The organism is Methylobacterium litchii (assembly GCF_038442315.1).
In the GTDB taxonomy this organism is placed as follows: domain Bacteria; phylum Pseudomonadota; class Alphaproteobacteria; order Rhizobiales; family Beijerinckiaceae; genus Methylobacterium; species Methylobacterium litchii.
In genome coordinates, this window is sequence record NZ_JBBXMY010000008.1 from 78,015 (window position 1) to 104,705 (window position 26,691).

At 65.5% G+C, this 26,691-nt stretch carries 21 protein-coding genes; 7 read left to right on the forward strand and 14 right to left on the reverse strand.

Annotated features, from left to right (window positions below):
* Positions 1 to 179: 179 nt before the first annotated feature.
* From AAHF99_RS15695 to AAHF99_RS15730, 9 genes are all read right to left on the reverse strand, one after another.
* Entirely contained in the window at positions 180 to 518 is a 339-nt protein-coding gene (locus AAHF99_RS15695; protein ID WP_007557755.1) for a c-type cytochrome, read from the reverse strand.
* 11 nt (positions 519 to 529) lie between these two features.
* On the reverse strand, positions 530 to 1,753 hold the full coding sequence (locus tag AAHF99_RS15700) for a molybdopterin-dependent oxidoreductase (protein WP_007557757.1): 1,224 nt from the start codon (positions 1,751 to 1,753) through the stop codon (positions 530 to 532).
* Between the two features lie 196 nt (positions 1,754 to 1,949).
* The gene (locus AAHF99_RS15705) at positions 1,950 to 3,146 is read right to left on the reverse strand and encodes an adenylate/guanylate cyclase domain-containing protein (RefSeq protein WP_243925885.1); all 1,197 of its coding nucleotides are present in this window, start codon (positions 3,144 to 3,146) and stop codon (positions 1,950 to 1,952) included.
* 44 nt (positions 3,147 to 3,190) lie between these two features.
* Positions 3,191 to 4,252, reverse strand: a complete 1,062-nt coding sequence (locus tag AAHF99_RS15710; protein ID WP_047170696.1) for a YeiH family protein — start codon at positions 4,250 to 4,252, stop codon at positions 3,191 to 3,193.
* A 183-nt stretch (positions 4,253 to 4,435) separates the two neighbouring features.
* A complete protein-coding gene (locus AAHF99_RS15715; RefSeq protein ID WP_193375331.1) occupies positions 4,436 to 5,050 on the reverse strand; it encodes a 2,3-bisphosphoglycerate-dependent phosphoglycerate mutase in 615 nt (204 codons plus the stop codon).
* A 304-nt stretch (positions 5,051 to 5,354) separates the two neighbouring features.
* Positions 5,355 to 5,606, reverse strand: coding sequence for an FAD-linked oxidase C-terminal domain-containing protein (locus tag AAHF99_RS27205; protein WP_412759901.1), 252 nt, complete (start codon positions 5,604 to 5,606; stop codon positions 5,355 to 5,357).
* A 76-nt stretch (positions 5,607 to 5,682) separates the two neighbouring features.
* A protein-coding gene (locus AAHF99_RS15720) for an IS3 family transposase (RefSeq protein WP_342165381.1) occupies positions 5,683 to 6,785 on the reverse strand; the annotation gives its coding sequence in 2 pieces (ribosomal slippage) (positions 5,683 to 6,524 and positions 6,524 to 6,785; 1,104 coding nt in all).
* 234 nt (positions 6,786 to 7,019) lie between these two features.
* Positions 7,020 to 7,430: a hypothetical protein gene (locus AAHF99_RS15725; RefSeq protein WP_342165382.1), complete on the reverse strand. Its 411-nt coding sequence runs from the start codon at positions 7,428 to 7,430 to the stop codon at positions 7,020 to 7,022.
* Positions 7,431 to 7,749: 319 nt separating this feature from the next.
* On the reverse strand, positions 7,750 to 8,022 hold the full coding sequence (locus AAHF99_RS15730; protein WP_342165383.1) for a hypothetical protein: 273 nt from the start codon (positions 8,020 to 8,022) through the stop codon (positions 7,750 to 7,752).
* A 425-nt stretch (positions 8,023 to 8,447) separates the two neighbouring features.
* On the opposite strand from AAHF99_RS15730, the gene AAHF99_RS15735 reads away from it, so the two are divergent.
* The 4 genes from AAHF99_RS15735 to AAHF99_RS15750 all read left to right on the forward strand — a co-directional run bounded on the left by AAHF99_RS15735 (position 8,448) and on the right by AAHF99_RS15750 (position 15,259).
* Positions 8,448 to 11,645: an efflux RND transporter permease subunit gene (locus AAHF99_RS15735; protein WP_342165385.1), complete on the forward strand. Its 3,198-nt coding sequence runs from the start codon at positions 8,448 to 8,450 to the stop codon at positions 11,643 to 11,645.
* Positions 11,645 to 13,030: an efflux RND transporter periplasmic adaptor subunit gene (locus AAHF99_RS15740; protein ID WP_342165386.1), complete on the forward strand. Its 1,386-nt coding sequence runs from the start codon at positions 11,645 to 11,647 to the stop codon at positions 13,028 to 13,030. Before AAHF99_RS15735 ends, AAHF99_RS15740 begins: the two co-directional genes overlap by 1 nt.
* Before the next feature lie 176 nt (positions 13,031 to 13,206).
* Positions 13,207 to 13,887, forward strand: coding sequence for a response regulator transcription factor (locus AAHF99_RS15745; protein ID WP_342165554.1), 681 nt, complete (start codon positions 13,207 to 13,209; stop codon positions 13,885 to 13,887).
* A complete protein-coding gene (locus tag AAHF99_RS15750) occupies positions 13,874 to 15,259 on the forward strand; it encodes a sensor histidine kinase (RefSeq protein WP_342165388.1) in 1,386 nt (461 codons plus the stop codon). The genes AAHF99_RS15745 and AAHF99_RS15750 overlap by 14 nt, the downstream gene beginning before the upstream one ends.
* A gap of 24 nt (positions 15,260 to 15,283) precedes the next feature.
* On the opposite strand, the gene AAHF99_RS15755 is transcribed toward AAHF99_RS15750, so the two are convergent.
* From AAHF99_RS15755 to AAHF99_RS15770, 4 genes are all read right to left on the reverse strand, one after another.
* Positions 15,284 to 15,583, reverse strand: coding sequence for a hypothetical protein (locus AAHF99_RS15755; RefSeq protein WP_342165389.1), 300 nt, complete (start codon positions 15,581 to 15,583; stop codon positions 15,284 to 15,286).
* A 434-nt stretch (positions 15,584 to 16,017) separates the two neighbouring features.
* Complete coding sequence (locus tag AAHF99_RS15760; protein ID WP_342165390.1) at positions 16,018 to 17,613, reverse strand: porin; 1,596 nt, start codon at positions 17,611 to 17,613, stop codon at positions 16,018 to 16,020.
* Between the two features lie 1,123 nt (positions 17,614 to 18,736).
* Positions 18,737 to 22,663: an ATP-binding protein gene (locus AAHF99_RS15765; protein WP_342165391.1), complete on the reverse strand. Its 3,927-nt coding sequence runs from the start codon at positions 22,661 to 22,663 to the stop codon at positions 18,737 to 18,739.
* A 178-nt stretch (positions 22,664 to 22,841) separates the two neighbouring features.
* A complete protein-coding gene (locus AAHF99_RS15770; protein WP_342165392.1) occupies positions 22,842 to 23,357 on the reverse strand; it encodes a hypothetical protein in 516 nt (171 codons plus the stop codon).
* A 182-nt stretch (positions 23,358 to 23,539) separates the two neighbouring features.
* Here AAHF99_RS15770 and AAHF99_RS15775 point away from each other — a divergent pair, with 182 nt between their 5' ends.
* From AAHF99_RS15775 to AAHF99_RS15785, 3 genes are read left to right on the forward strand one after another with little or no spacing between them, the layout of a single operon-like run.
* A complete protein-coding gene (locus tag AAHF99_RS15775) occupies positions 23,540 to 24,664 on the forward strand; it encodes a sensor histidine kinase (RefSeq protein WP_342165393.1) in 1,125 nt (374 codons plus the stop codon).
* The gene (locus AAHF99_RS15780; protein WP_043759363.1) at positions 24,648 to 25,073 is read left to right on the forward strand and encodes a response regulator; all 426 of its coding nucleotides are present in this window, start codon (positions 24,648 to 24,650) and stop codon (positions 25,071 to 25,073) included. The genes AAHF99_RS15775 and AAHF99_RS15780 overlap by 17 nt, the downstream gene beginning before the upstream one ends.
* Before the next feature lie 8 nt (positions 25,074 to 25,081).
* A complete protein-coding gene (locus AAHF99_RS15785) occupies positions 25,082 to 26,257 on the forward strand; it encodes an ATP-binding response regulator (protein ID WP_342165394.1) in 1,176 nt (391 codons plus the stop codon).
* A gap of 132 nt (positions 26,258 to 26,389) precedes the next feature.
* Here the strand turns inward: AAHF99_RS15785 and AAHF99_RS15790 are convergent, their stop codons facing one another.
* Positions 26,390 to 26,599 carry a hypothetical protein gene (locus tag AAHF99_RS15790; RefSeq protein ID WP_342165395.1) on the reverse strand — a complete coding sequence of 70 codons (210 nt, stop codon included), beginning with the start codon at positions 26,597 to 26,599 and terminating at the stop codon, positions 26,390 to 26,392.
* Positions 26,600 to 26,691 lie beyond the last annotated feature (92 nt).

The following is a 26,691-nucleotide window of genomic DNA, read 5'->3' on the forward strand; positions in this document are numbered from 1 at the left end:
CGGGTCTCTTGGGCATGCGCGCTCGTTCGGCGGCCGGGGCCAGCCGTGCGGGCGGGTTCGAAATCGGATTGCGTCGTGCGGGACCGGTCCGGCCATGCATCGCCTTAAGGAGATGCCAGCGAGGGCGGTCTATTCCCCGAGGCCGGCGAAAAAACGCGGCGGCCTCGGGATTCGGGAGTTCAGGGGGTCGGCTTCAACGCCGTGAGGTAGTCGACGATGGTCTGCACGTCGGCCTGATCGACCGGAGCCTTGTAGATGTGGACCATCTTGTTCACGGTCTCGGTCCACTGCGCCTTCGTGAGCTTGGGCTGGGTCAACACCATCCCGGCCGAATGGCAGGCGAGGCAGTTGTTGTTGACCGCCTCGGCCCCGGGCCCGTCGGGGAAGATCCGGTCGGAGGTCGGCATCTCGATCGATTGCGAGGTGAAGCGCATCGGCTCGGGAGCCGGGGCGGCGAGCGCCACCAGGGGAGACAGTATGAGCGCGACGCTGAGGGCTGCAGAGCGGATCGGGGTCATGGCTGTTCTCCTCAAGCGGCCTGGAAGGACACGGTTTCTATACCGTTCTGCATGAAGCCGGCCCCGTTCCAGACCCGGTCCGTGGGCTGCGCGACGCCGTTGGTGTTGGTGCAGCGGACCTTCACCGTGTGGGTGCCGGCGGCCAACGCCGGCAGGCTGCCCTCGAAGCGGCGGAAGCTGTAGGGGCCCTCGTCCGCGCCGAGCTGTGCTGGAAACCACGTCGCGCCGCCGTCGCCGGAGAAGTCGACCGCCTTCACCCCGCAATCGCCGCCGAAAGCGATGCCGCGCAACGCCACCGGCGCGCCGGCCGTCACCTTGGCGCCATCCTGCAGGTTGGTGACGAACGAGCGCGGTACCATCTTGTTGATCGGCACCGTCTTGAAGCCGGTCTGGCCGGGCTTGATGTTGGCGCCCGGCACGTCCGGGATGCGGTAGGCGGTCTTCATCCAGTACTGGTCGTCGGGCTTGTCCAGCACCTCGATCTCCGACAACATCTTGACCCAGTAGGTCGAGTACCAGCCCGGCACCACGAGGCGAAGCGGGAAGCCGTTGAGAAGCGGCAATTGCTCGCCGTTCATCGCGTAGGCGATCATCACCTCACCGTCGTTGGCGTGGTCGAGATCGAGCGACTTCTTGAAGTCCGGCGCGTCGTCCACGACCGGCTCATCGAGGCCGCTGAAGCGCACCTGCACGGCACCGGCCTTCACCCCGGCCTTTTCGAGCACGTCCTTGAGGCGCACCCCGGTCCAGCGGGCGTTTCCCATCGAGCCGTTGGCCCATTGCGCGCCGGGAACCCGCGGCTCGAACAGCCCGCGGGAGTTGCCCGAGCACTGGTTGACCGCGGCGATCTCGAAGCGCGGCAGGCCGGCGATGGCATCGAGGGAGAGCGAGAGCTCCTTCTCGACATGACCGTGGACCTTGAGACGGAAGGTGCCGGCATCAACCTCGGTTGGGATCGAGGCCCAGTGCCAGCGCACGTAGAAGCGGTCGTTGGGGGTGAACACGCCCTCATCGAACACCGCAAACGGCGTCTCCAGCAGCGGCGGATGGGTACGCTGGAGGATCATCTCGCCCTTGCCGGGAAAGGCCGTCGTGAGATCCCGCACATCCGGGCCGCCGGGTAGCGGCAGCTTCACCGAGCCCGCGGCCCAGGCCGGCATCGCGGCGGCAAGGCTGCCGAGCCCGAGCCCGCCCAACAGGAGGCGGCGGTTCGTCGGTCTTTCCAATCCGTGCATCGTCTCTCCCTTCAAAGTTCGTCGGCGTCGATGCGTTCGAGGGCACCGGACCCGTGGCGATTCCTTGCGACTAGGGAGATGCTACGGGATGCGTTTAATTCCCACCAACGGTCTTTCGCGATGCGAACGATCTCCCAATGCGATGATTTGAGAATTTTGGATCTCCGCGCCGGTGGTGCCAGATATCGTCTCGACGTCAGACCGCCGGTGCTTCGACAGGCGCGGTCCTGCGACACCCGAACAAGGCGTGACGCTCGGCGAAACCGCGAAGGGCGACAATGCCGAGCGGTTCGAGGGCATGCGCCAGGCCGTGGAGGAAGGTGTCGGTGGCGATCAGCGGCGTGTCGTAGGTCTTGCACAGGCGCTCGACGCGAGCGAGCACGTTGAGATCGCGGCCGATCGCCGTGAAGTCGACCCGGTCGCCGCCGCCGATATTGCCGTAGGCGACCTCCCCAACATGAAGTGCGACGCCGACCTCAAAGGCAGCCCTGTCACCGTCGCGCAGGGTCGCAAGCGCATCGAGTGCGGCCTCGGCGGCACGCAAGGCGGCACGGCGCGCCTCGGCCTCGTCGCGATCGGCATCGAACACGGCCAGCAGCCCGTCACCAATATACTTTAGCACCTCGCCGCCTTCCGCCTCGACGGCCGGCACGATGGCATCGAACATCCGGTTGAGGGCGGCCACGACATGGTCGGGGCTTTGCCGGTCGGACAGTTCACCGAACCCACGCAGATCGGTCAGCATCATCGCGGCCCGCATGAGGCGTACGTCGCCGCGCCGCACTGTGCCGGCCAGGATTTGCCGCGCCGGGTCGCGCCCGACATAGGCGCTCAGGACCGCGCCAAGCATGTCGTCGAGCGCCTTGATTTCGAACAGCAGCGAGAACGGCTCGACCAGCGCTAGCAACGTCTCGATCTCGATCGGCGTGAAGCCGCCCGGTCTCGCCGTGGCCCAGGAGGCGGCACCCATGCGTCCACGCGCGGCATGCAGCGGCGCGATGAGGTAGTCGGTCAGACCCTCGTTGCGAAGCTCGCCAAGCACGGGAAACGGCAGCGGCCCATCCCCGTCGAGACGGCATTGGAGTGGGGTCCGCGTCTCGACCACGTGCTCGACGGTGTTGCCGTGGAAGGTCGGCGTGCCCTCGATGCCGTGGCGGCGACGCAGGGCTAGGCTCGACGTTCCTGGATGCCAGACGCGCATCACCCACCGGAACGACGGATGCAGGGTCGGCGCGTGGGTGGTGGCGCGGGCCAGCGGCAGGCCAAGCCCCGAGAGGCACGCACTGAACCCATCGAGAAGGGCTGCCGCGTCCACCGCTTCGCGACCCGGCCCCATCAACCATCCCGTCGCCTGCGCGACTGCCTCGGATGAAGATTGGGACGAACGTGTCACGGCAATTCTTCCATCAAGGGGTCGGATCGATGCCATAGCGTGGATCAGACGAGGCCGAGCACATGGATCAGGCCGAGGCTGACGGCGCCGAGGGCAAGGAGCGAGGCGACCACAGCGAGGGTCACCCGCGCCCCGGCCTTGGCGACGCTGCGCACGTCGACCCCGAGGCCGAGTGCCGCCATCGAGACTACGGTCAGCACGTTGGCGGTCTCCGACATCGGCGCGAGCGCGACTTGCGGGATCAGCCCGGCCGAGCGGAGTCCCGCGAGCGCCAGGAAGGCGAGGATGAACCACGGCACCAGGCGGTGGATCGCGAGGCCGCCGGGGGCCGGGCGGTCGCCGGTTGTGACGCCGGGGGCGGCCTCGTCGGTCTCCTCGCGCAGCCGGCTCGCGCCGAGGGAGAGCATCAGAACGACCGGCCCGAGCATCAGCACCCGGACGAGCTTCACCAGGGTTCCGACCTGGACGCTGAGCGCCGCGACCGGCGCGGTGGCGGCGAGGACCTGCGGCACGGCGTAGACGGTGAGGCCGGCGAGCACGCCGTACTGCATCGGCGACAGGCCGAGCAGCGGCACCAGCAGCGGCAGGCCGAGCACCACCAGCACGCCCAGCACCGCGGTGAAGGCGATGGAGGCGGCGACGTCCTCGCCGTCGGCGCCGATCACCGGGGCGGTGGCGGCGATCGCCGAGTTGCCGCAGATCGAGTTGCCGCAGGCGACGAGGATCGCCATGCGCGAATGCAGTCCGAGCGCCCGGCCGATGCCGTAGCTCGACAGGATCGCGACCACGACGACGCCCGCGATGCCGAAGAGCAGGCCCGGGCCGGCGGCGAGGATCGTCGCGAGGCTGAGCGACGCGCCTAGCATTACGACCGCGATCTCCAGCACGGTCTTGGCCCCGAAGGCGATGCCGGGAAAGAAACGCTGCGACGGGGTCCAGGCGGTGCGGATCGCGCTCCCGAGGAGGATCGCCAGCACCAGGGCTTCGAGCCAAGCGCGACCGAACAGGTGCGTCTCGACGGCTTCGAAGCCGACCGCTGCGGCGGTAACTGCCACGCAGAGGCCCAGTCCTGGAAGGATGGCTCTCGTGCCGGCCAGGGCACGCATCGATCGAGGGTGGGAGACAAGTCTGGGGGCGGACATGGGTGGCTCCGATGTGATGCCGGAGAATCCCACTTCCCTTTCATTCGCTCCAACGGAATGATTAGATAATTCCAATCACTTAATTAGATCAAATGGGGATCCCTTCGAAGCGTGAGGCGACCCATTCTTGGGGGCCTACAGGCGGATTCAACCGTCGATCCAGCGGGCCTCGATCGTCGTGTCCGCAGCAAACTCATAGATCCTGACGGAGCCCGTCGCGAGTTCGAGTTGCTCGACCTCCGCCGGGCTGAGGTCGTCGAGCGCCATAACGAGCGCCCGCAGGCAATTACCGTGGGCGACGACGAGCACGTCCCCGCCCATGACCGCCGGTAGGATGGATCGGAGGTAGCATGGCACGATGCGGGCGACGGTATCGCGCAGGCTCTCACCGTTCGGCGGCGCCTCGGCGTAGGAGCGCCGCCAGGTCTCGATCCGCTCCGCCCCCCAGCGCGCATCGGCGGCGGTCTTGTCGAGCCCGCTGAGGTCGCCGTAGTCTCGCTCGTCGAGCGCGGCGAAGCGTTGAGGGATTAATCCGGGTTGCCCGAGCGTATCGAGGATAAGCCGGCCGCTCACGACGGCCCGCGTCAGCGTCGAGGTGAAGGCATCGGAAAAGCGCCAGCTGCGCTCGGCCAAACGCCGCCCGGCTGCCACGGCTTCTATCCGACCCTGCTCGGTCAAGGGCGAGTCCAGCAATCCCGTGAACAGACCGGATCGGTTGGCTACGCTCTGGCCATGCCGGACCAGCACGAGACGTCGCGTGATTGGGGCTTTGCGATCGTGAATCACTCTGTCTCCCAAGGCAACGCACTTTCGCGTCGGTCGCATCGCCTCTGATGAAAACGGCATCCGGCTTTAACGAACTTCGACCCTGAGATGGGTTGGACCGTCCATCCGGAGACGGCGATTCATCCTAGGTCCGCTTTAGAACGTCTTGCGACCGAAAGCAGCCAAGCTGCTTCCCACCCAACCCAGTCATTCGAAGGCGTGAGCCATCACGGCGGGATCTGGCCGAAAGCGGAACGGCCGCTTCCAGTGCGTGAGGCCTTCAAGCAGACAGATAACGGCCTCAATCAACAGGGGCTGATATCCGTCCGATAGTCGTGATGTCTGACGCTCCCGAGCGCTGCTCGCTGGCTGACGCTGGAATGAGCTTGCCGGGGTTCATCAGACCATCCGGGTCGAGGACCCGGCGCAGGGCCCGCATGAGATCGAGCTCCACCGGATCTTTGAAACGGGCCATCTCAAGAAGCTTGGCGGCACCGATGCCGTACTCGGCTGAGAACGTGCCGCCGCATGCAACTGCCAGGGCATCGATGATCTGCCCTCACGAGGTGGTCCAAGATCAAAGTTAGTGCGCGGTAGGCCTTGAGTTGACCCCGTTTGTGGTCCACGGTCTACGCAAGTTCTCGGGCTGTGAGAGCTTGGTTGGCGAAGGCTCGGGGCGTCAAGCCGCCCAGGGCCGTATGAGGTCGGTCTTCGTTGTAGTGGCACCTCCAGTCCTCGATGCGCTCACGGGCATCGGTTAGCGACAGGAACCATGAGGCGTTCAGACATTCCGCCCGGAGACGGCCGTTAAACGACTCGATGTAGGCGTTGTCGGTCGGCCTGCCCGGTCGGGAGAAGTCGATCTCGACCCCGTTCAGGTAGGCCCACTGGTCGAGCATGCGACCGGCGAACTCCGGCCCATTATCGACCCGCAAGCTCTCGGGCCGTCCTCTGAGCTTGACCAAGGCGTCGAGCGCTTCGGTCACTTGGTAGGCGCGGAAGTTGGCTCTCGGCGTGAGTGAGAGCGCCTCTCGCGTGTGGCAATCGACGACGGTCAGGATCCGGAATGGACGCCCGTCGAAGATGCGGTCGGACATGAAGTCCATCGCCCAGACCTCGTTGGGTCCACCGATCGCAGGCCGTCCCTGGCGATATCGCCAAGCCCGCTTGCGCTTTGGTAGCTTGACCCGGATCGACAGCCCTTCGTCTCGGTAGATCCGGTAGGTGCGCCTGTGGTTCACCTTCCAGCCCTCCCGTCGCAGCAGGATATGTAGCCGTCGATAGCCGTAACGGACCCGTGCGGCGGCCAGCTCCTTCAACCTCATCCGCAGAGCGACTTGCGGGTCAGCTCGCTTCCTGTAACGCTGGGACGAACGGCCGAAGCCGGTGGCCTGACAGGCCCGACGCTCGCTGATGTCGTAGGCCACCTGCAAATGACCGGCGACTTCACGGCGAACGACGGGCCTCACCACTTTCGTTTGAGCACGTCCTGCAGCATTGAGCGGTCGAGCGTCAGGTCAGCGACCAGCCGCTTGAGCTTGCTGTTCTCGTCCTCCAGCTGCTTCAGCCGACGGATCTCCGGCACGCCCATACCGACGAACTGCTTCTTCCAGCGGTAATACGTCGGCTCGGACACGCCCATCTTCCGGCAGACCTCGTCCACCGTCGCGCCGTTCTCCGCCTGCCGTAGGGCAAAGGCGATCTGCTCGTTCGTGAAGCGTTTGCGAGGCATGGCATCCGCCCTCCTTCGGGGTTCAGGATGCCCGAAAAACTTGCGCTCGGCGTGGACCAGTTTGTTGGGTCAGGGTCACAGGCTCAAAAGCCATACTAAAGGGCGGACCACTTCAGTGGGGGGCGGATCAACCGCGCGAACCAACTCTCGAACAACGTTACAGCACTGAAAACATGGATGAAGTACCGTTGGATGCCAATTCCCAGGTTAGTGAATGGCCTGTTCGGCTTAGATTCAATTCAAGTTCGTGGTGGAGTGGCTCATGAGTAGCTTGCACCGCTCCCCATGCTCGCTGATAAGAATTTCCAGCTTTTGGCAATCTGTATTGATTTTTTCTGCCATCCCATTAAATTCAAATCTATATGACTCGATAGTATCTTTCAAATTAATGCCGACTTTATCAGCATATTCGGCAGCTCTGCGCATTGCCAAGACGGCCGCTCTCTGCATGTGTTCGCGGTCACTTGGGTCCTTGTCTCCAGCAAAGCATCTAGCACCTACGGCGTAAAATGCAGCGCATGTTACATACTCTTGCGCCATATTCTTGGATGCTTCCTGAGTGAGCAATTTTGTGTCTATATCCTGTGCATTCGCATTCGTGAATTGACTGCAAGCAACTACGGCAAGGACAATGCGACCGATCATACAAGTAACCTAGGGTCCGACGTTAGGCATCATTATAGTGCCATGCTGCATCAAAATCAGCTGCTCGACTAACATTTGAATTTGAAATTAATCAATTTCAGCCGGCCCCAGGCGCTGACTCTAAATTAAATTCATGCCCAAAAACGCTAAAACGCTTTGACTGCACCTTATCTGCTCCGGTGATCTCGTTGCAGCGAACTGTATGTCTGGGGCAAGCACGGGCGGGTGCTACGGGCCACCACTTGCTGCTTTGTACTGAAGCAGTAAGTAAGAAAGCAGACAAGGATTGAAAGGTGCGTCTCGCCCCATGATCCAAACCTTAAGGATAGGCGTGCCGCCGGTTCCGCTCGAACGCATGCTCGCAGGCCTGATCGAACAGGGGACAGGGGGGCTTTTCGTCGTAGGGCTCCGTTAGCATCGGCTGGCCGCCGATGTCGCCGAGGGAGTGGGCCTGCGAGTAGCGGGAGCGCGGATCGAAATACGGATTGCTCGTGTAGCTGCTCATGAAGGCTCCGCCCGCCGGCTGCTCGTTACGCGCCAGGGCGGGGGCGGTCGATGGCAACAGGATCGCCAAAATTGCGAAGGCGCGCATTCGCTTTCTCGACATCGGAAACTCCGAATACGCGAGCCGACCAAACGGCGGCGACGGAGAATGCTTGCCAAAGACCCGCCCACATGCAATCTAATAAATATTCACTCGCTAAACTCTAATTAATATTATTAAATATAATTTGAAAATCTAAGCTGCGGAATTCGCACTTCCGACCTGTCTCATGGTCTCAGGCGGGGTGTTCGACTGCCATATTTTAGAGACTACAACTCAATTTATCGTTCCAAAATATCTTTAAAAAATCAACCGCGAATTCATTCGCAAGACTTCTTGGGCGGTACTATCTAGCAGTCGACCTGCCTCGCTTCGTTCGAAAGAATTCTCCAATAGTGCCTCCCCTCTGTTCGACCGAGCGCGGATCAAGCGCCGGCCGCAGGGCGGGTTGTGCCGGGAAGCCCGATTGTTCGATGAATCTCGTTCGGTTCGCCTTGAAATTCCGCAAGAGCTTTTACGTTCTGGCGATCCTGATGGCCCTAGCCGGAATCGGTGCGATCACTGTGGCGCCGAAGGACGTGCTGCCCTCGGTCGACATCCCCGTCGTCGTCGTGGTGTGGACCTATAGCGGTCTCGATGCGACCGACATGGTCCAGCGCATCACGAATTACAGCGAGTTCTCGCTGTCGAGCAACGTGAACAACATCAAGCGGATCGAGTCGACGTCCATCCAGGGGACCGTGACGGAGCGGATCTACTTCGATTCCGCCGTGAGCATCGATCTCGCGATGACGCAGGTCGATTCGGCCATGAACGCGATTCGGTCGCGGATGCCGCCGGGGGTACAGCCGCCGGTCATCATGCGCTTCTCGGCCTCCTCGGTGCCGGTGATCCAACTTGCGCTGTCCTCGGGCACCCAGCCGCTGACCAAGGTGTTCGATTACGCCCAGTACCGCACTCGCCAGCGCCTCGCTCAGGTGCCGGGCTCGACCCTACCGTCGCCCTACGGCGGCGCCCCGCGCCAGGTGATGGTCGATCTCGACCTCGCCAAGCTCCGCGCCGTGGGCATGACGCCTCTGGATGTTACCGATGCCGTCCTCAAGCAAAACCTCGTCGTGCCCTCGGGTCTCGCGAAGATCGGTCGCCAGCAATACACGGTGCGGCTCAATTCGAGCCCCCTCCTCGTCGATCAGCTCAACCGCATCCCGGTCAAGGTCGTGAACGACCAGCCAGTGCTGCTGCGCGACGTCGCCCATGTCCGAGACGGTTCGCCGCCGCAGACCAACATCGTCCGCGCAGATGCCAAGCATTCCGTGCTGTTGCAGGTGCTCAAGAATGGCTCGGCATCGACGCTCGACGTGGTCAACGCTGTGAAGGCCGCCCTGCCGGACATCCGCGCGGCCTCCCCCAAGGGCATGACGATCACGCCGCTCTTCGACCAGTCGGTCTTTGTCTCTGACGCCATCGGTGACGTGGTGCGCGAGGCGGTGATCGCCGCGGGGCTCACGGGACTCGCCATCCTGTTGTTCCTGGGCTCGTGGCGGTCGACACTGGTCGTCCTCGTCTCGATTCCCCTCTGTATCCTCACCTCACTGTCGGTGCTGGTGGCCCTCGGCCAGACCATCAACGTGATGACGCTGGGCGGCCTCGCCCTGGCGGTGGGCATCCTCGTGGACGACGCCACGGTCGCCATCGAGAATACCTACCGGATGTTCGAGGAGGGCCACCCCTTCCGCCGCTCGGTGCTGGAGGGGGTGGCGGGCATCGCAAAGCCGGCGCTGATCTCGACGCTGGCAATCTGCTCGGCCTTCTCGGCGGTGTTCTTCCTCTCCGGCGCCCCCCGCTACCTGTTCGTGCCCCAGGCCGAGGCGGTCGTGTTCGCGATGCTCGCCTCGTATCTGCTGTCGCGCACCCTGGTGGCGATCCTCATCGACGTCCTCGTCGCGCCGGAATACGCCAAGCATTACGGGGGGGCGGCGCATGTGCCGGGGCGGCGCCCCCTCCTGCTGCGCCTGCCACTGGCCTTCCGCGATGCGTTCGAGCGCGGCTTCACCCGCTTTCATGCCGGCTATGTCGGGCTGCTTGGCGCGGTGATCCGGCATCCCGGCCGCGCCCTGGCCGGGGTGACCTGCGTCTTCGCCGTGACGGCGGGTCTCTTCCCCTTCGTCGGGCAGGATTACTTCCCACAGATCGAGGCGAGCCAGATGACCCTGCACATCCGCACCCGCCCCGGGATGCGGATCGAGGAGGCGGAGAAGACCTTCGCGCAGGTGGAGGACACCGTCCGGCAGGTCGTGCCGAAGGACGAGCTCGGGCTGATCCTCGACAATATCGGCCTGCCAGCATCGAACTACAATTATGCGTTCATGGATGCGTCCTTCGTCGCCTATAACGACGGACAGATGCTCATCAACCTCAAAGGCGAGCACAAGCCGATCTCGTTCTACGAGCGGAAACTACGAAAAATGCTGCGGCAAGCGTTTCCTGCGGACGTCTTCTACTTCCAGCCTGCTGACATCATCACGCAGATCTTGAACTTCGGCACCATGGCGCAGATCGACGTGCAGGTCTCCGGCCGTCATGACGCCAAGGACCTCGCAGTCGCCCGCGACCTCGTGCGCCGGATCTCCGCCGTGCGCGGCGCGGTGGATGTCCACCTCCATCAGATCGTCGATGCGCCGCAGATGTACGTGAACGTCGATCGCCGCCTCGCTTCCGAGATGGGGGTGAGCGAACAATCCATCGCCCAGAACCTCAACGTCTCGCTGTCGGGCTCCTTCCAGGTCAGCCCGAACTTCTGGGCCGATCCCAAATCCGGCACGCCCTACCAGCTCTGGGTGCAGACACCTGAATGGCGCAACGACGACATCGCCCGGTTGATGAACACGCCGGTCTCCGTCCACGGCACGCGTGACGGCGAACCGGGCATCCCGATTCTGCTGTCCAACATCGCCACGATGCAGCGGCAGCCGGAGCAGACGGTCATCAACCACGTCAACACGCAGCCGACCTTCGACATCCTCGCCAACGTGCAGGATGCCGACCTCGGCAGCGTGCGGAACGCGGTCGAACGGATCGTCGGCGAGGAGCAGGCGCGATTGCCTGCCCCCGACAAGATTCACGTGCGCGGCCAGATCGAGAGCATGGAGGGCGCCTTCGCCCGCATCGAGATCGGCCTCGGGATCGCGCTCGTGGCGGTCTACTTGCTGCTCGTCCTCAACTATCAGACCTGGGTCGATCCCTTCGTGGTCATCGCCGCCCTGCCGCTCGCCTTCTGCGGCATCGTGATGAGCCTGTTCCTCACCGGCACGGCCTTCTCCATCCCTGCCCTGTTCGGGGCGATCATGTCGGTAGGCGTGGCGAGCGCGAACTCGATCCTGCTCGTCACCTTCGCCAAGGAGCACCGGGAAGCTACGGGCTGCTCGGCCGTCGAGGCCGCCCTGATGGCCGGCAACACCCGTCTGCGGCCGGTGCTGATGACCGCCTCGGCCATGTTCCTCGGCCTGATGCCCATGGCGATCGGCTCGGGGGAGGGCTCCGAGCAGAACGCGGCCCTGGCCCGCGCCGTCATGGGCGGCATCGGCATGGGCACGCTCTCGACGCTGCTCGTCGTGCCGCTCCTCTACACCCTCCTGCGTCGCAAACCGATCAAGCCCCTCGAGGATTACTGATGAGCCCGTTCAACGATCCGAACGACATCGGGATCGACGCCGCCGCACGGGCCCATGCCCATGCGGTCGAGATCGATCCTTTGCGGCAGGACGTGGAGGGCGAGGCCCTCGCCCACGCCGCGCTGCCGCCGCCGCGCAAGCGCCCGTTCCTCATCGCCCTCCTGGCCCTGAGCAGCGCCCTCGGCCTCGGCGGCTGGCACCATTGGCAGACCTACCAGATCTCCCTGGAGACGCAGGAGGACGCGGTTAGCTTCGTGCCCACCGTCCGCACCGTCCCGGCGGAAGAGGACGACAAGCCGATGATCCTGACCCTGCCTGGCCAGACGGAGGCCTTCGACCACGCCGACATCTTCGCCCGCGCCACCGGCTACATCGCCGAGCGCCGGGTCGATATCGGCTCGCGGGTGAAGAAGGGCGATCTGCTGGTCCGCATCGCTGCCCCGGATCTCGATCAGCAGAAGCGCCAGGCCGAGGCCCAACTCGGCCAGCTCCGGGCGCAACTCGCCGTTGCCAAAGCGGATGTGGAACAGGCCAAGGCCAACGTGACGCTCGCCAACGCCACCGATGCCCGCACCTCGACGCTCGCGGGCCAGGGCTGGGCCTCGAAGCAGAACGCCGACCAGAGCCGGGCGCAGATGCTCACCGCCACCGCCTCCCTCACCGCCGCCACGGCGAAGGTGAAGGTGGCCGAGGCCAACATCACCGCCCAGCAGGCCACCGTCGACCGGCTGCGCACCCTCACCACCTTCGAGGACGTCACCGCCCCCTTCGACGGCATCGTGACCGCCCGCATGGTCGATGTCGGCGACCTCGTCCACGCCGATTCCGGCAGCGGCACGCCGCTCTTCTCCCTCGACAGCAGTGATGTGCTGCGTACCACCGTCCAAGTGCCGCAATCGGCGGCGGTGAACATCCATGACGGCGTGCGGGCCAAGGTGCAGGTGGCGCAGATGCCCGATCGCACCTTCGACGGCACGGTCTCGCGCAGTTCCGTGGCTCTGCGCTCGTCGGTGCGGACCCTCGACACGGAAGTCGATGTGGCGAACCCAGATGGGGCGCTGCGGTCGGGCCTTTACGTGAACGTGACCTTCGAAGTGCCCCGCGCTCATCCCGGCCTGCGGATCCCCTCCGAGGCACTGATCTTCGATGCGGCCGGAACTCAGGTCGCCGTGGTTCAGCCTGACGATACGGTGAAGCTTCAACCGATCACGATCGCGCGTGATCTTGGCACGGTTCTGGAACTTCGCTCTGGCCTGAAGGGTGGCGACACGGTCGTCCTCAACCCGCCCGCCGACCTGCGCGACGGCAGCCGCATCGTCCCGAAAAATAGTGCTTCGTCAGGGGAGCCTGTGGCCGAGCTTGCCGTGCAGGCCAGCGCGGAATGACGGAAATGGCCGACGACAGCCCCTATGCGATAAGCTTCGCCGCCGACATGACGCACGCCTCACGCCCTGATGGGGCACCATTTGACAACGGCCGCGAGGAGCATAACTCCGGCGGTCTAGCCGAAGCGCCAAGCCAGAAGCAGGATCAGCGTATCCATAATAAAAAGGATAAAAGGATGGCCAACGTTCTTGTGGTTGAGGATGATCGGCGTGTAGCGGCCGAAATTGGATCGGCACTGACGGAGTACGGATTTCAGGTCGATGAGGCCGCAAACGGATCGATCGGATTACGCAAGGCGTTGAATGGTGACTTCGATGTCATCGTCCTCGATCGGATGCTGCCAGAGATCGACGGCCTCGCCCTGCTCACCAAGCTGCGCGCCGCCAAGGTCTCGACCCCGGTCCTGATCCTCAGCGCCCTCTCGGCCGTGAACGAGCGGGTGGACGGGCTGCGCGCCGGGGGCGACGACTACCTCGCCAAGCCCTTCGAGTTCATCGAGCTGACCGCCCGCGTCGATGCCCTCGCGCGGCGCAAGATGGCAGCAGAGGCGGTGAACGAACTCGTCGTAGGCGACCTGCGCCTCGACCTGATCGAGCGGGTGCTCCATTGCGCCGGCCGTGAAATCGAGCTTCTGCCGAAGGAATTCGCGATCGTCGAGTTCCTCATGCAGAACGCCGGCGTGCTGGTGAGCCGCAAGATGATCTTCGAGTCGGTGTGGGGCTACAGTTTCAATCACCAATCGAGCGTCATCGACGTCCACATCGGCAAGATCCGGAAGAAGCTCGATCCCGACGGGCTGAACCCGCGCATCCACACTGTGCGCAACACGGGCTTCATCCTCCGTGCGTCTGCTTGAGGTCCGCCGGACCAGCGGGTTCCGGGTCGCGTGCCTGTTCTTCGCGACCTTCGGAACGGCCTCCCTCGCACTCTCGGGCTTCCTGTATCTCGATACCCGCAGCTACGGCCGCCGGGCGGCCTTCGAGTGGGTCGGGTGGGAGTCGAAGCATCTCCTGAGCCTTGCCCCACGCGCCTTACGCGAGCGCATCGACGCCTCGGAGGATTTCGCCGAAGGCGGGCGCCCACTGGTGCTGTTCGGCCCCGACCACGCCCACCGAGCCGGCGCGCCGATCCCGTTCCCCGACCAGGCCCCCGTCGGCCATCCCTTCATCTTGACGCAACAGACCGACCAGGGTCCGCGCACCCTATTCAGCGAGCTGACGCGACTGCCCGGCGGCGAGTACGTCCTCGTAAGCCGCTCGGCCAAGGATCTGGAGGCGCTGGAGAAGGCCCTAGTCGAGACTTTCGTTTGGGGCATGGCCGCGACTGTCGTGATCGGCCTCATCGGCGCGGTGATCTTCGGCGCCGGGTCGCTGCGTCAGAACGATGCCATCACCCGGGCGGTCGAACGCATCATGCGCGGCGACCTGAGCGAGCGCTTGCCGACGCGGGGCGTCTCAGCCGATCTCGCGCACCTCACCGGCGTCGTGAACGACATGCTCGGTCAGCTCGAGCGCCTGATGCTGGAGATCAAGGGCGTCAACGAGAATATCGCCCACGACCTGCGCACGCCCCTGACGCGGGTGGTGGGCACGCTGGAGCGCTCCCTGCGCAAGGCCAACAGCGTGGAGGCGTTCCGCGCCTGCAATGAAGACGCCTTGGCAGAGGTGAAGTCCATCGTCGTCCGTTTCTCCGCCCTGCTGCGCATCTCCGAGATGGAGGACCGCCTGCGCCGCTCCGGCTTCACGCAGGTCGATCTTGCCCGCCTGTTGGAGGATGCGGTGGAGTATTACGAGCCCCTGGCCCTGGAGCGGCAGATCCGTCTTCGGTGGGAGCGGCCTGAAGAGCCCTGCACCGTGGAGGGGGACCGCAGCCTGATCTTCGAAGCGGTGAGCAACCTGATCGACAACGCGCTGAAGTTCACCCCCGCCGGCGGCGAGGTGGAGGTGGCGCTGAGGCGCGACCCTCCAGGAATTCGCGTCACCGATACGGGCTGCGGCATCCCGGCCAACGAGCTGGGTGAGGTGCGCGAGCGGTATAGGCGGGGGGCACTGAAGACCGGTAAGAGCGGCTTCGGCATCGGTCTCAGCCTCGTCGATTCCATCGCCCGGCTGCACAGTGCCGCCTTCGACATCGCGAGCGACGCGGGCGGCACCCAAGTGACCCTCGTATGGAGGCCGGCCGCGACGTCGGCCGGACACCTTGCTTCCATCCCGGCCCCCACCGCCTGACAAGCGGGGGCCGGGTTTCCTCTCTCAGTACGAGTCGCCGTAGGCCCGGCGCTCGCGCGACCGTAGGCGGGTCCACTGACGGTTCACCGGTATCGAGCCTACCGCGGCCGGGCGCTGCGCCGCGAGCGAGCCGCTTGCCCCTTCCGCGTTCTCCCACATGCCGCCAGTATGGTCGTTGCCCTGGGCGTAGGCGTCGGCATCGAGCCCATCACCGCCGGTACGGACGATTAGGTTCGGGTCGATGCGCTGCTGTGCGCCCTCGGCATAGGCCGCGCCGGACATCAGGATGGCGCCGAGGGAGCAAGCCAGAACGAGAGTTTTCATAGTGGAGTTCCGTATTGGTGGCGTCGCCCGCTTGCGACATGCCATCATATTGTCTCTAGTAGTGTATAAATTCAACGTTTTATCAAGTAATAAAGTTTTCGACTTCAACCAAAGTTTCGAATTTGAAAACGGATTTCAGACCAAGGTCTAGTCCAAAGAAAAAGCCGACCGGTTTCCCGGTCGGCTGAGTCTAAGGGTCTGAAGCTTTGGTTCAGAGCCAACAGGCCCCGGTACCTGAGTCGGTCGCCACTGAAACCTAAGCATTCGCTCGGTCGGCGGCGAAATATGCCGCCGAAGAGCTGTCGTATTTGTAGCATATATTCGACATGTGGCAATAAAAATAATTTTTATTCGTTGAAATATGAATTGCAATCACTACAACGATGAAAGCCCGGCCTTGCGGCCGGGCTCTCCCAATGTGGAACGCAGCTATCTCAGAAGTCGCGCTGGACCCGGAAGCGGAATTGTGCCGCATCCTGCGAGCTGATGTATCGCAGGGAGTTCTTGGAGATGTCGGGGGTAACGCCGCTGTTGAGCGCGGTGCGAATGTATTCGCCCTCCACGCCGATATCGAGATCCTTCACCGGGGTCCAGATCAGGTTGGCGCCCGTCACGATCTGGTTGTTGCCGCGCAGGATCGGGCTCGTGGCGAAGGCGAAGGCATTGGCCGCGCTAGCCCCACTTGGCGCGAAGCCGAAGCCAAGGGCGCCCAGTGCGTTGCGGCCGTGCGAGTTGTAGTCGATCTCTGCGTAGCTCCCAAACACCGCCGAACGCCATGTCGGCGACCAGTAGTGCAGTAGCGAGGCGACGGCCGAGAACGAGGTCGAAAGTTCGAGCTTGCCGGTGGATGGGTTCAGCACCGCATCGGAATAGTATTGCAGGAACGATCCGCCGCTCACGGGGGCGGCGGCGAGGGCATCGTACGGCGCCGTGTAGTTGGAGATGCCGGTGTAGCTCATGGCGCCCTGGCCATAGGCGCCCTGAAGGTAGAGGGCGTCGCCCTGGGCGAGGAATGGCAGGTTGACCTTTACCGCCCCCTGGACCGCGAAGCCGTAGGCGCTCGAGGCGCGGCCGGTCGGCGAGATGCCGAGCCCCGCCGTGCTGGTGATGCCCGCGACCGTGCTCGACGCATCGCCCGCGTTGATCTCGTGGACCGCCGCCGACATTTGCGCCGAGCCCCAGGGCTGGTCGATGCGCGCAACGCCGACGAAATCCGGCAGGCGGCTTTTCTGCGTCACGTCCGCGAAGGCGACATTGCCCGGGCCTACGATGATCGGGGCGAGGAAAGTGGACGGCGTGAACGGGTTGAAGGCGTTGCTGTAGCCAGCGAACCCGCCCGCTGCCGTGAAGGTGCCGGCGGCGGCGCCGGTGCCGAAGATCGGGAATCGCCGGAAGGTCGGGTCTTCCATCGAGCCCGTCAGGGTAATGCCGTTGCCGAGGACCGCCGAGTAAGCCAGCAAGTTTGTGCTGTAATTGTCCGAACCGGCCGTACCGCCGATCAGCTCGAAATCGTGGGCGTAGAAGTCGAAGAAGGACGAGGCGCGACCCGCCGTAAGGCCGGCGAACTGCACGAAGGCCTTGTCTGCGTTCACGAAGTCTTGCGTCCGCCCAAACGCGTCCGCGCCGAGGCCTGGGAATGCTTGACCTTCGCGCTGGCGGGAAGCCGAGGTGACGAAGGGGCCACTGCGTGAAGCTACGTCGAGGCGCAGGAAGGCCCGCAGGGTACCGTAATCGGTCTGTGTGCGCGCATCGAGGTTGATCCGTAGCAAGCCGACGTAGCCCGACACGTCGCCACCGCTCCCCGTGCGGACCTTGCTCACTTGGTACAGGTAATCGTACCGCGCGCGGCCCGAGACGCGCAGGCAGGTATCACTGCCCGGAATGTAGAAGAAGCCTGCACCGTAGGCGGTGCAGACGCGGACATAGTCGACCGGGACTGCTTTCCTCGCGGGGAGATCCGCGGCGCGTGCGCCCGCTCCAGTGGCCATGAGGGCCGAAGAGCAGAGCAGAATCGTCTTGAGATGTCGCATTGTGTCCACACATCCGACGCCATCGCGCCCAGCGCCGGCATCGACCCGAATCCGCAAGCAATCGCAGTCCTCATCGGTAACGATGGTTTGCGTTGCAGCTTCTTAGTGCTTTGGCCGCTGTTCGGTCGGCAGCTTGACCATAAATATGATTGCGACTTTCGACAAATAAAATGAGTTTTGTTTAATTAAAGCCCGTTCCGTTTCTAAAATCGCATTTCAATTTTCGAATTGCATCGATTTGCCGAGCCTGAACTGGCCGCCGTCGTCCCAAACAGCGGAATGCCGATGGCGGTCTGTTGAAAACGTATAGGTAGCTGATAGGTGCTGCTACCTGTGAGGTGCTTTGGCCATCACTTGAGCCTGCCTGTGGTAAAGCTAAGCGCGGGTCTTATTAGTAATTACTAATTTTATAATATGCAGAGGTGTGCACTACTTTGCTGTCCCTGTTCAATACGGATCGATTTGGATAAGGGCTGCTGCTCAGGCTTTTTGCTCCTCACCTGATGGCGATATCCCGTTATCGCTCTAGTTTTAAATAATTTTCGGTCTAAGAAAGTGTGCGAGGTCTCAAACACTAAGTCCGAAAGCAGATCGACGGGAAGCTATTCGACATAGCTGGTTAGTGGCGCCAGCTAGCGAGGCCGGAACTGGCCGTAAGCGGCCTTTCTGCTTTGAGGCTCGGATTGCCGGAAGCGGACGTTCAGCGCCGCTCACCTAACGGGCTCAGAGTAAGCCGTCAGGACCTTCGACACCATACTACTGAAGGTTTGCATCAAGTTGCGAAACAAGCGTGACGCTGCTGATGCCGGCGCAAGCTAAGCCAGGCTTTGATCTCAGTCGCAATGTTGCGTTTTGAGTTCAAAGTCCCGCACTGAGACAGTTGCCTCAAATGAGATAGCTTCCGACGTAAGCGGGGCTGCCTTCAACCGAAGGCAGCCCCGCTTACGTTGAGCACGCCAAGGAGTGGTCTGATCGCTTCGGCCTCGGCGTTCGCGCCCGTCGTGGTCGTGCATCCTCACCCGGTGTTCACGGCGTACCGGACATGGCCCAACATAGCGTGCACCTCCCGGCCGGCACACCTTTCTCCGCCGTTCGCGGTCGACCTGGCCGCCGCCCCGGGGGTTCATCGCCTCGCGATCATCTCCCGGATGCGCACCGCGAGCGTCTCGACCGCGAACGGCTTGGTCAGCAACGCCATGCCGGGTTCGAGGTGTCCGTTCCCGAGGACCGCGTTCTCGGCGTAGCCCGTGATGAACAGCACCTTCAGGTCCGGACGGGTGATGCGCGCCGCGTCGGCGACCTGCCGGCCGTTCATGCCGCCGGGCAGGCCGACGTCGGTGACCAGCAGGTCGATGCGGGTATCCGACTGGAGCACCCTGAGGCCGGCTGCGCCGTCGGCCACCTCGATGGCGGTGTAGCCGAGCTCCTCCAGCACCTCGGTCACCAACATCCGCACCGTGGGCTCGTCGTCGACCACGAGGACCGTCTCGCCCTGCTCGGCACGGGGCGCGTCCGACAGCTCGGGCAAGGCGTCCACGTTCTCGGCGTTGCCGTAGTGGCGCGGCAGGTACAGGCACATCGTGGTGCCCTGGCCGACTTCCGAGTAGACCCGGACCTGACCGCCCGACTGCCGGACGAAGCCGTGAATCATCGACAGGCCGAGGCCGGTACCCTGCCCGATGGGCTTGGTGGTGAAGAACGGGTCGAACACCTTGGCCACCACCTCCGGCGTCATGCCGGTCCCGGTGTCGGTCACGCAGATCGAGACGTACTGGCCGGGGTCGAGGTCGCGCTCCTTGCCGCCGCGCTCGTCGAGCCACCTGTTTGCGGTCTCGACCGTGATGCGGCCGCCCTCCGGCATGGCGTCGCGGGCGTTGATGCAGAGGTTCAGCAGCGCGTTCTCCAATTGCGGGGGGTCGACCAGCGTCGTCCACAGGCCGCCGGCCGCCACGACCTCCAAGTGGACGGCAGGCCCGATGGTCCGGCGCACCAAGTCCTCCATGTCGGCGACGAGGCGGTTGGCGTCCGTCGGTCTCGGGTCGAGGGTCTGCCGACGGGAGAAGGCGAGCAGCCGGTGGGTCAGCGCCGCCGCCCGTTTCGACGCGCCCTGCGCGGCCGCGACGTAACGAGGCACGTCGGTGTAGCGGCCCTGGTTGATCCGGTTCTCCAGGAACTCCAGGCTCCCGGAGATGCCGGTCAGCAGGTTGTTGAAGTCGTGAGCGATGCCCCCGGTCAATTGCCCGACGGCCTCCATCTTCTGCGACTGCCGCAGATGCTCCTCGACGCGGTGCTGGTCGGTGAGGTCCCGCCCGACGATGTGGAACAGGCCCGTCCCGGGATCGGGAACCGCGGTCCACATCACCGTTCGCCAATCGCCGGAGGCGGTCCGGACGTGGTCGACGAAGCCGGTCACCGTCTCGCCGTGCGCAAGCCGGGCCACCACCTCGGCGGTCGCGGCATGGTCCGCCGGGTCGATGATGTCGAGGAAGGGCCGGGCAAGCAGTTCGTCCTCCGACCAGCCAAGCATCTTCGCCCAGGCCGGGTTGACGACCTTCATGAAGCCATCGAGGCCGGCGGTGCCCATCAGGTCGTTCGTGGTCTCCCAGATCCGGTTGCGCTCCGCGGTCCGCCTGGCGACCTCGGCCTCCAGACCCTCGTTGGCGCGCCGAAGGGCCTGCGCCGCCTCGCGGCGGACGCGCGCGAGCTGCATGTTCGTCCCGACGCGGGCGAGGAGCTCGCGGGCCGAGAACGGCTTGGTTAGGTAGTCGTCCGCACCCGCGCCGAGACCCTCCACCTTGGCCTCGTCGCCGGCCCGGGCCGAGAGCATGATCACCGGCAGGTCGCGCAGGCCGGCGTCGCCGCGCACGGCGGCGATCAGGCCGAAGCCGTCGAGGCGCGGCATCATCACGTCGGTGAGGAGCAGGTCGGGGGCCCGCGACCGCGCGGCCGAAAGCGCAGCCTCGCCGTCGGCGACAGCCTCGACCTGGTAGCCGCGGTTGGCCAAGAGCCGGCGCACGTGCTCGCGCATGTCCGCGTTGTCGTCCGCGAGCAGGATGCGACCCACGCCGAGGTGCGACGGCACCTCGTCCGGCACCTCGTCGGGTTCCGGCGCCAAGCCGCTCCCGGCCTCGCCCGCCATCCAGCGCCGCGCCTCGGCGACGAACGCCTCAGCCCGGACGGCGGTCGATACCTGGGGCTCGGGGACGGCCTCGGCGGCCGGGGCTTCGTCCTGGTGGAACGGCAGGGTGACCGTGAAGGCGCTCCCGCGACCCGGCTCGCTCTCGACCCGGATCTCGCCGTGGTGGAGCTTGACCAGTTCCTGCACCAGGGCGAGGCCGATGCCGCTGCCCTCGAAGGTGCGGCCGCGCGCACCCTCCACCCGATGGAAGCGCTCGAACAGCCGCGGAAGCTCCTCCGCGGGGATTCCGGTTCCGGTGTCGGCGATCCGCAACCTTGCGCGGTCTCCGACCCGCCTCACGGCGACCGTGATCGTGCCCTCGAACGTGAACTTGAAGGCGTTGGAGAGGAGGTTCAGCACCACCTTCTCCCACATGTCGGGATCGAGTGGCACCGGCGCGTCGAGCGGCGGGCAGTCGACGACGAGGCGGAGCCCGGCCTGCTCGCAGAGCGAGCGGAAGTTGCCGGCGAGCTCGGACGTGGCGCGCGCCAGGTCGGTCGGGCGGAACGCCGCCCGGGCGCGACCGGCCTCGACGCGCGAGAAGTCGAGCAGCCCGTTAACGAGGCGCAGCAGCCGAAGGCCGTTGCGGTGGGCGACCGCCGTGAGGTCTTGCGCGTCCTTCGGCAGGCTCTCCGCCGGCAGGGCGAGGATTTCCTCCAGCGGGCTGAGCATCAGCGTCAGCGGGGTCCTGAACTCGTGGCTGACGTTCGAGAAGAACAAGGTCTTGGCGCGGTCGATCTCCGCCAGCCGCTCCGCGCGGGCGCGCTCCTCCTGGTAGGCGAGAGCGTTCGAGACGGCGGCGCTAAGGTTGGAGGCGACCTGCTCGCAGAAAGCCCTGTACCGCTCGTCGAACCGCCGCCTGGGGCTGATGCCGATGACGGCGATGCCGCTCGTGCGCCCGCCCTCGCCGGCGGTGACGGGGAGGACGAGCGCCTGCGTCGCCGCTTCGGGCCAGGGCCCGCCCGGCAGGCCCGGCATCACGAGGTCGAGCCCTTTGAGAAGGACCGGGACCCCGGTCGCCGCGACCTTCCGGATCGACCAGTGGTCATCGCCGTCCGCGCCCGACATGGCGAGCCTGCTCTCCGCCGACGGTATGCCGACCCGGCCCGCCAGCGTCATGCCCCCGCCGCCCGCGTCGTGCGTGTACAGGAGCGCGAATGGCACGTCGTGCGGATCGCCCGCCAGGACGTCGGCGGCGATGGCGTAGGCCTCCTCGGTCGACTTGGCACTAATGGACCGGGCTGCCAGGTCGCGCAGGAGCCGCGTACGCCGGTCGGCCAGCACGCGCAGGGTCGTCTCGGTCACCGCGGTGAAGATGCCCTCGACCCGGCCCCGCTCCCCTCGGATCGGGCTGTACGAGTAGTAGAAGTAGCATTCCTCGACGTAGCCGAAGCGGTTCAGCGGCAGGAGCTGGTCGTCGGACCACGTCGCCTCGCCCGTCTCGAAGACGGTGTCGAACATCGGGCCGATGATGTCCCAGATCTCGGCCCAGACCTCGGTGCCCGCGCGCCCGAACGACCCCGGATGCTTGTCGCCGACGACCGGGCGCCACGCGTCGTTATAGATCAAGGCCCGGTCCGGCCCGTAATACAGCACGACGGGGAAGCGGGTGGTCAGGCAGATGCTGACGGCCGAGCGCAGGGCCTGGGTCCATGTCTCGACCGGGCCGAACGTCGTCTGCGACCAGTCCATGGACCGCATGAGCGCGCCCATCTCGCCGCCGCCGGCCATGAAGCCCGTGTCGGGGACCGGCGCCGGCGCGTCGGACGGGATGCCGGCCCGATGCAGGAGCGCCCGCAAGCGGGCGTTCTCTGCCGCGAGGTCGTCAGAGCCCGCGGTGGCGCGCGCAAAGGGAAGGACGTTGTCGGACACGGCTCTGGATCGAGATCATTGAATCGGCGTGACTTCGGAATGCTTGCCGAACCCAGCGAAACCAAGGCGCCCGCAAGCCGATTTCGGCCGGGTCCCCGTGGTCCCCCGCAGCCGGTCGGACGTGTACCTGATCTATGGGGAACCCCCGTGCCGTCCCGCCAGACCGGACTTGCCGATCCTATGGCTTGCCCTTCGGCGCGACGAACGGGTTCGTCTCGGTGGCCGAACCGTTCTTGGCGTAGCACGCCTCCAGCCGCTCCAGGCCCGCTGCGCTCTTGTCCAGCGCGACCTTGATGGTCGCACCCTCGCCTTTCACGTCCAGGCCGTCCGCGAGCTTGAGCGAACGCAGGAACTTCTCGTCCTTGATCGGCAACGACACCGAGTTGCCCGCAGCGGCGACGTCCGCCTGGAGGGTCGAGGACCCTGCCGCCAGTTCGACCGGGTAGCTCTTGCCGCGCCCGAGCTTCCACTTGGGCGAACTCATGGCCAGGTCGAGCCCGTCCGCGTCACGGGTGAAGCGGACGTCGACCCCGTCATCGGTCGTCCGGCTCATCGTACACCGCTCGAACTTCTGGCCCTTCGAGACGGCCTCGATCTTCCACGGCCCGATGGCGACGACTTCCTCGTTCGGTTGCTCGGCCGCGGCGGCCGCCACGGTGGCGAAAGAAAGGGCGAGCGCGGTGATGATGCGCATGGTCGTCTCCAGGATGGTGGACCGGGTTAGCTCGCGAGCGGGCACAAGGTTGCCTCTTCGGCGCGTGCCGGCTGCATCCGACGCAACGGGGACCGCATGACGCGGCCGCGGACCCTGTGTATGGCGTGTGTCGGGTCCCTCGCCCAGACCCACCGACGAACCTCGACAAAGGAGCCCCTCGCGTGGAGCGAGCCGCGAACCTGACCACGGACGATTTCCGCGCCCTCGCCGACGCGCTGCCGCAGATGGCCTGGGTCGCCGAACCCAACGGCGACATCATTTGGTACAACCGGCGCTGGTACGACTACACCGGCACCACCATCGAGCAGATGCGGGGCTGGGGGTGGCGCGACGTCCACCATCCCGACCATGTCGAGCGCGTCGTGGAGCGCATCGGAGAGGCCTTCCGGACCGGCGAGCCGTGGAAGGACACCTTCCCGCTCCGCGGCGTAGACGGAGAGTACCGCTGGTTCCTCTCGCTGGCCGCGCCCTACCGCGGTCCGGACGGCGCCATCCTGCGTTGGTTCGGGACCAACACCGACATCACCGAGCGCAAGGGCCTGGAACGGCGGCTCGCCCGGCACGCCATCGACCTGCGCCGGTCGAACGAGGAATTGGAGCAGTTCGCCTACGTGGCCTCGCACGATCTCAAGGCGCCGCTGCGCGGCATCGAGAACCTCGTCGGGTGGATCGAGGAGGACCTGGAAGGCTCGCTGACCGGCGACGTCCAGACCAACATGGAGTTGCTCAAGAGCCGGGTGCGGCGGCTGGACAGCCTGCTCGACGACCTCCTGGCCTATTCGCGGGCCGGACGGGCCGACGCGACGATGGACACGGTCGACACGAAGTCCCTCGTCGATGAGCTCGCCGTGCTGGTGAGCCCCCCAAAGGGCTTCGCCATCACGGCCGATCCGTCCCTCCCGACGTTACAGGCGGCGCGCGCACCGCTGACCCAGGCCTTGCAGAACCTCGTCGGCAACGCCATCAAGCACCACGACCGACCGGCCGAGGGGCACATCCGGGTCGAGGCGAAGCCTGCGGGGGACGTGGTCGAGTTCGTCGTGACCGACGACGGCCCCGGCATCCCCGAACAGTTCCGCGAGCGCGTGTTCGGCATGTTCCAGACGCTTAAGCCCCGCGACGAGGTCGAGGGCAGCGGCATGGGGCTCGCCATCGTGCGCAAGCTGGTCGACCGCCAGGGCGGCAAGGTCTGGCTCGCCGACGGGCCGGACGGGCGCGGACTGGCGGTGCATTTCACATGGCCGCGCGACGGTCGGAAGGGACAGGCGGATGGGCTCGACGGTTAACATCCTGCTGGTCGACGACGACGAGGTCGACGTCCAGGGGCTCAAGCGCGCCTTCAAGAAAAGCAAGATCGGCAACCCGATCACGGTCGCCCGCGACGGCATCGAGGCGCTGGAGATCCTGCGCGGCGAGAACGGGCGCGAGCGGCTGCCGAAGCCGCACCTGATCCTGCTCGACCTGAACATGCCGCGCATGAACGGCATCGAGTTCCTGGAGGCGGTGCGCGCCGACGAGGACCTGCGCTCGGCGGTGGTGTTCATGATCACCACCTCGAAGGCGGACGAGGACCGGATGCGCGCCTACGGGCACAACGTCGCCGGCTACATCGTCAAGCGCGATCCGGCGAATACCTTCATGGAAGCGGTGGCGTTGCTGGAGCACTACTGGAAGGTGGTCGAGTTTCCTGCATAATCCTCCCCGTGACGAACCCGACCCGCATCCTGCTGATCGACGACGACGCAGTCGACCGGGCGGCCGTCCGGCGGGCGCTCGCCAAGTCCGGCCTCGCCCATACCCTGACCGAGGCCGCAGGCGGCGAAGAGGGCCAGCGCCTCGCCGCCGAGGCGGCCTTCGACTGCGTCCTGCTCGACTATCGTCTCCCGGGTATCGATACCTTCGCGCTCCTCAGGACCCTGCTGGCGTCCGAGGGCGAGGCGCGGGCGGTCTTGATGCTGACCGGCGAGGCCGACCCGGACCTCGCGACGCGGCTGATGCGGGCCGGCGCGCTGGACTACCTCGACAAGGCCGAGGTGACCCCATCCGGGCTGGCGCGGGCGATCCGCTTCGCCGAGGCCCGGCAGGCCTTCCAGGCGGAACTCGCCGCCGCGCGGCGGGAGGCTGAGGCGAAATCGCTCGAACTCGACACGCTGAACCGGCAGAAGTCCCTCCTATTCTCGATCATCGCCCACGACCTGCGCAACCCGTTCCAGGCGCTGCTGGGCCTGTCCGAGGTGCTGGGCAAGGCCGTCGCGGCGCGCGAGTCCGCCTCTATCGAGCGTCGGGCGAAGGGCATCCACGAGGCGGCGACGCAGGCCTACGCCCTGCTGGAGAGCCTGTTCTCCTGGGCGAGCCTGCAGATGGACACGCTGGCGGTCACCCTGACCGACGTCGACCTCGACGCCGTGACCACGGAAGTGATGCAGGGCGCCGCCGAGGCCGCCGCCGACAAGGGGCTGACCCTAGACGCCTCGTGCGCGGGCATCGCCGTCCGGGCGCAACGGGACATGCTCACCACCGTGTTGCGCAACCTCGTCGGCAACGCCGTCAAGTTCACGCTGCCCGGCGGGACCGTCACGGTTTCCGGCCTCAGCCACGGAGACGAGGTCGAGATCACCGTCTCGGACACCGGGGTAGGCATGCCGCCGGGCAAGGTCGACGACCTTTTCAGGCTGGACCGGCGCACGACGACGAAAGGGACGGCGGGGGAGCGGGGCAGCGGCCTCGGGCTCCTGCTGTGCCGTGACTTGGTCGAGCGCCAAGGCGGCGTGCTCGCCGTCAGCAGTGCGGTCGACCGTGGAACGACGTTCCGTTTCTGCCTGCCTGCGGGCGCGCCTTCCGGGCTCTCGCGGACCGCCGCGATGCTATCGCCGACCTGATCGCGACCGGTTTGCGGGTGACGCTTCCAGGCAGGTCGGCAAGACCCGAGCCAAGCGATTGCCATGTTGTTGCCCACGACCGGCGTGGTGCCCGCGGCCAGCCCTTGGACGGCCGGCCGCGGGGTTCCCGAACTACCGCAAGGTGGAGGGCTCGCCGGGCCGCAGGTGACGCTCCCCGCCATCGGGACCCCCCTGGGAAACGTGGTCGTTCAGGCGTCCGAGGTGCTCGAAGACGTGTTCGAAGGCGGCGGTCACCGCCTGCTCGAAGGATCCGTCGCCCTTGCCTTGCGCGTCCTTGAGCGCGGTCAGCAACGAACGGTGCTTCTCGGTATCGCTCGACATGTCGGTCTCCACGCCGGCCGTGATGCCGGCTCGGGAGGCCAAGAGCTTCCGAAGACGTCGGGTTCCTGCGCGAGGCGACGAGGTCGACGATG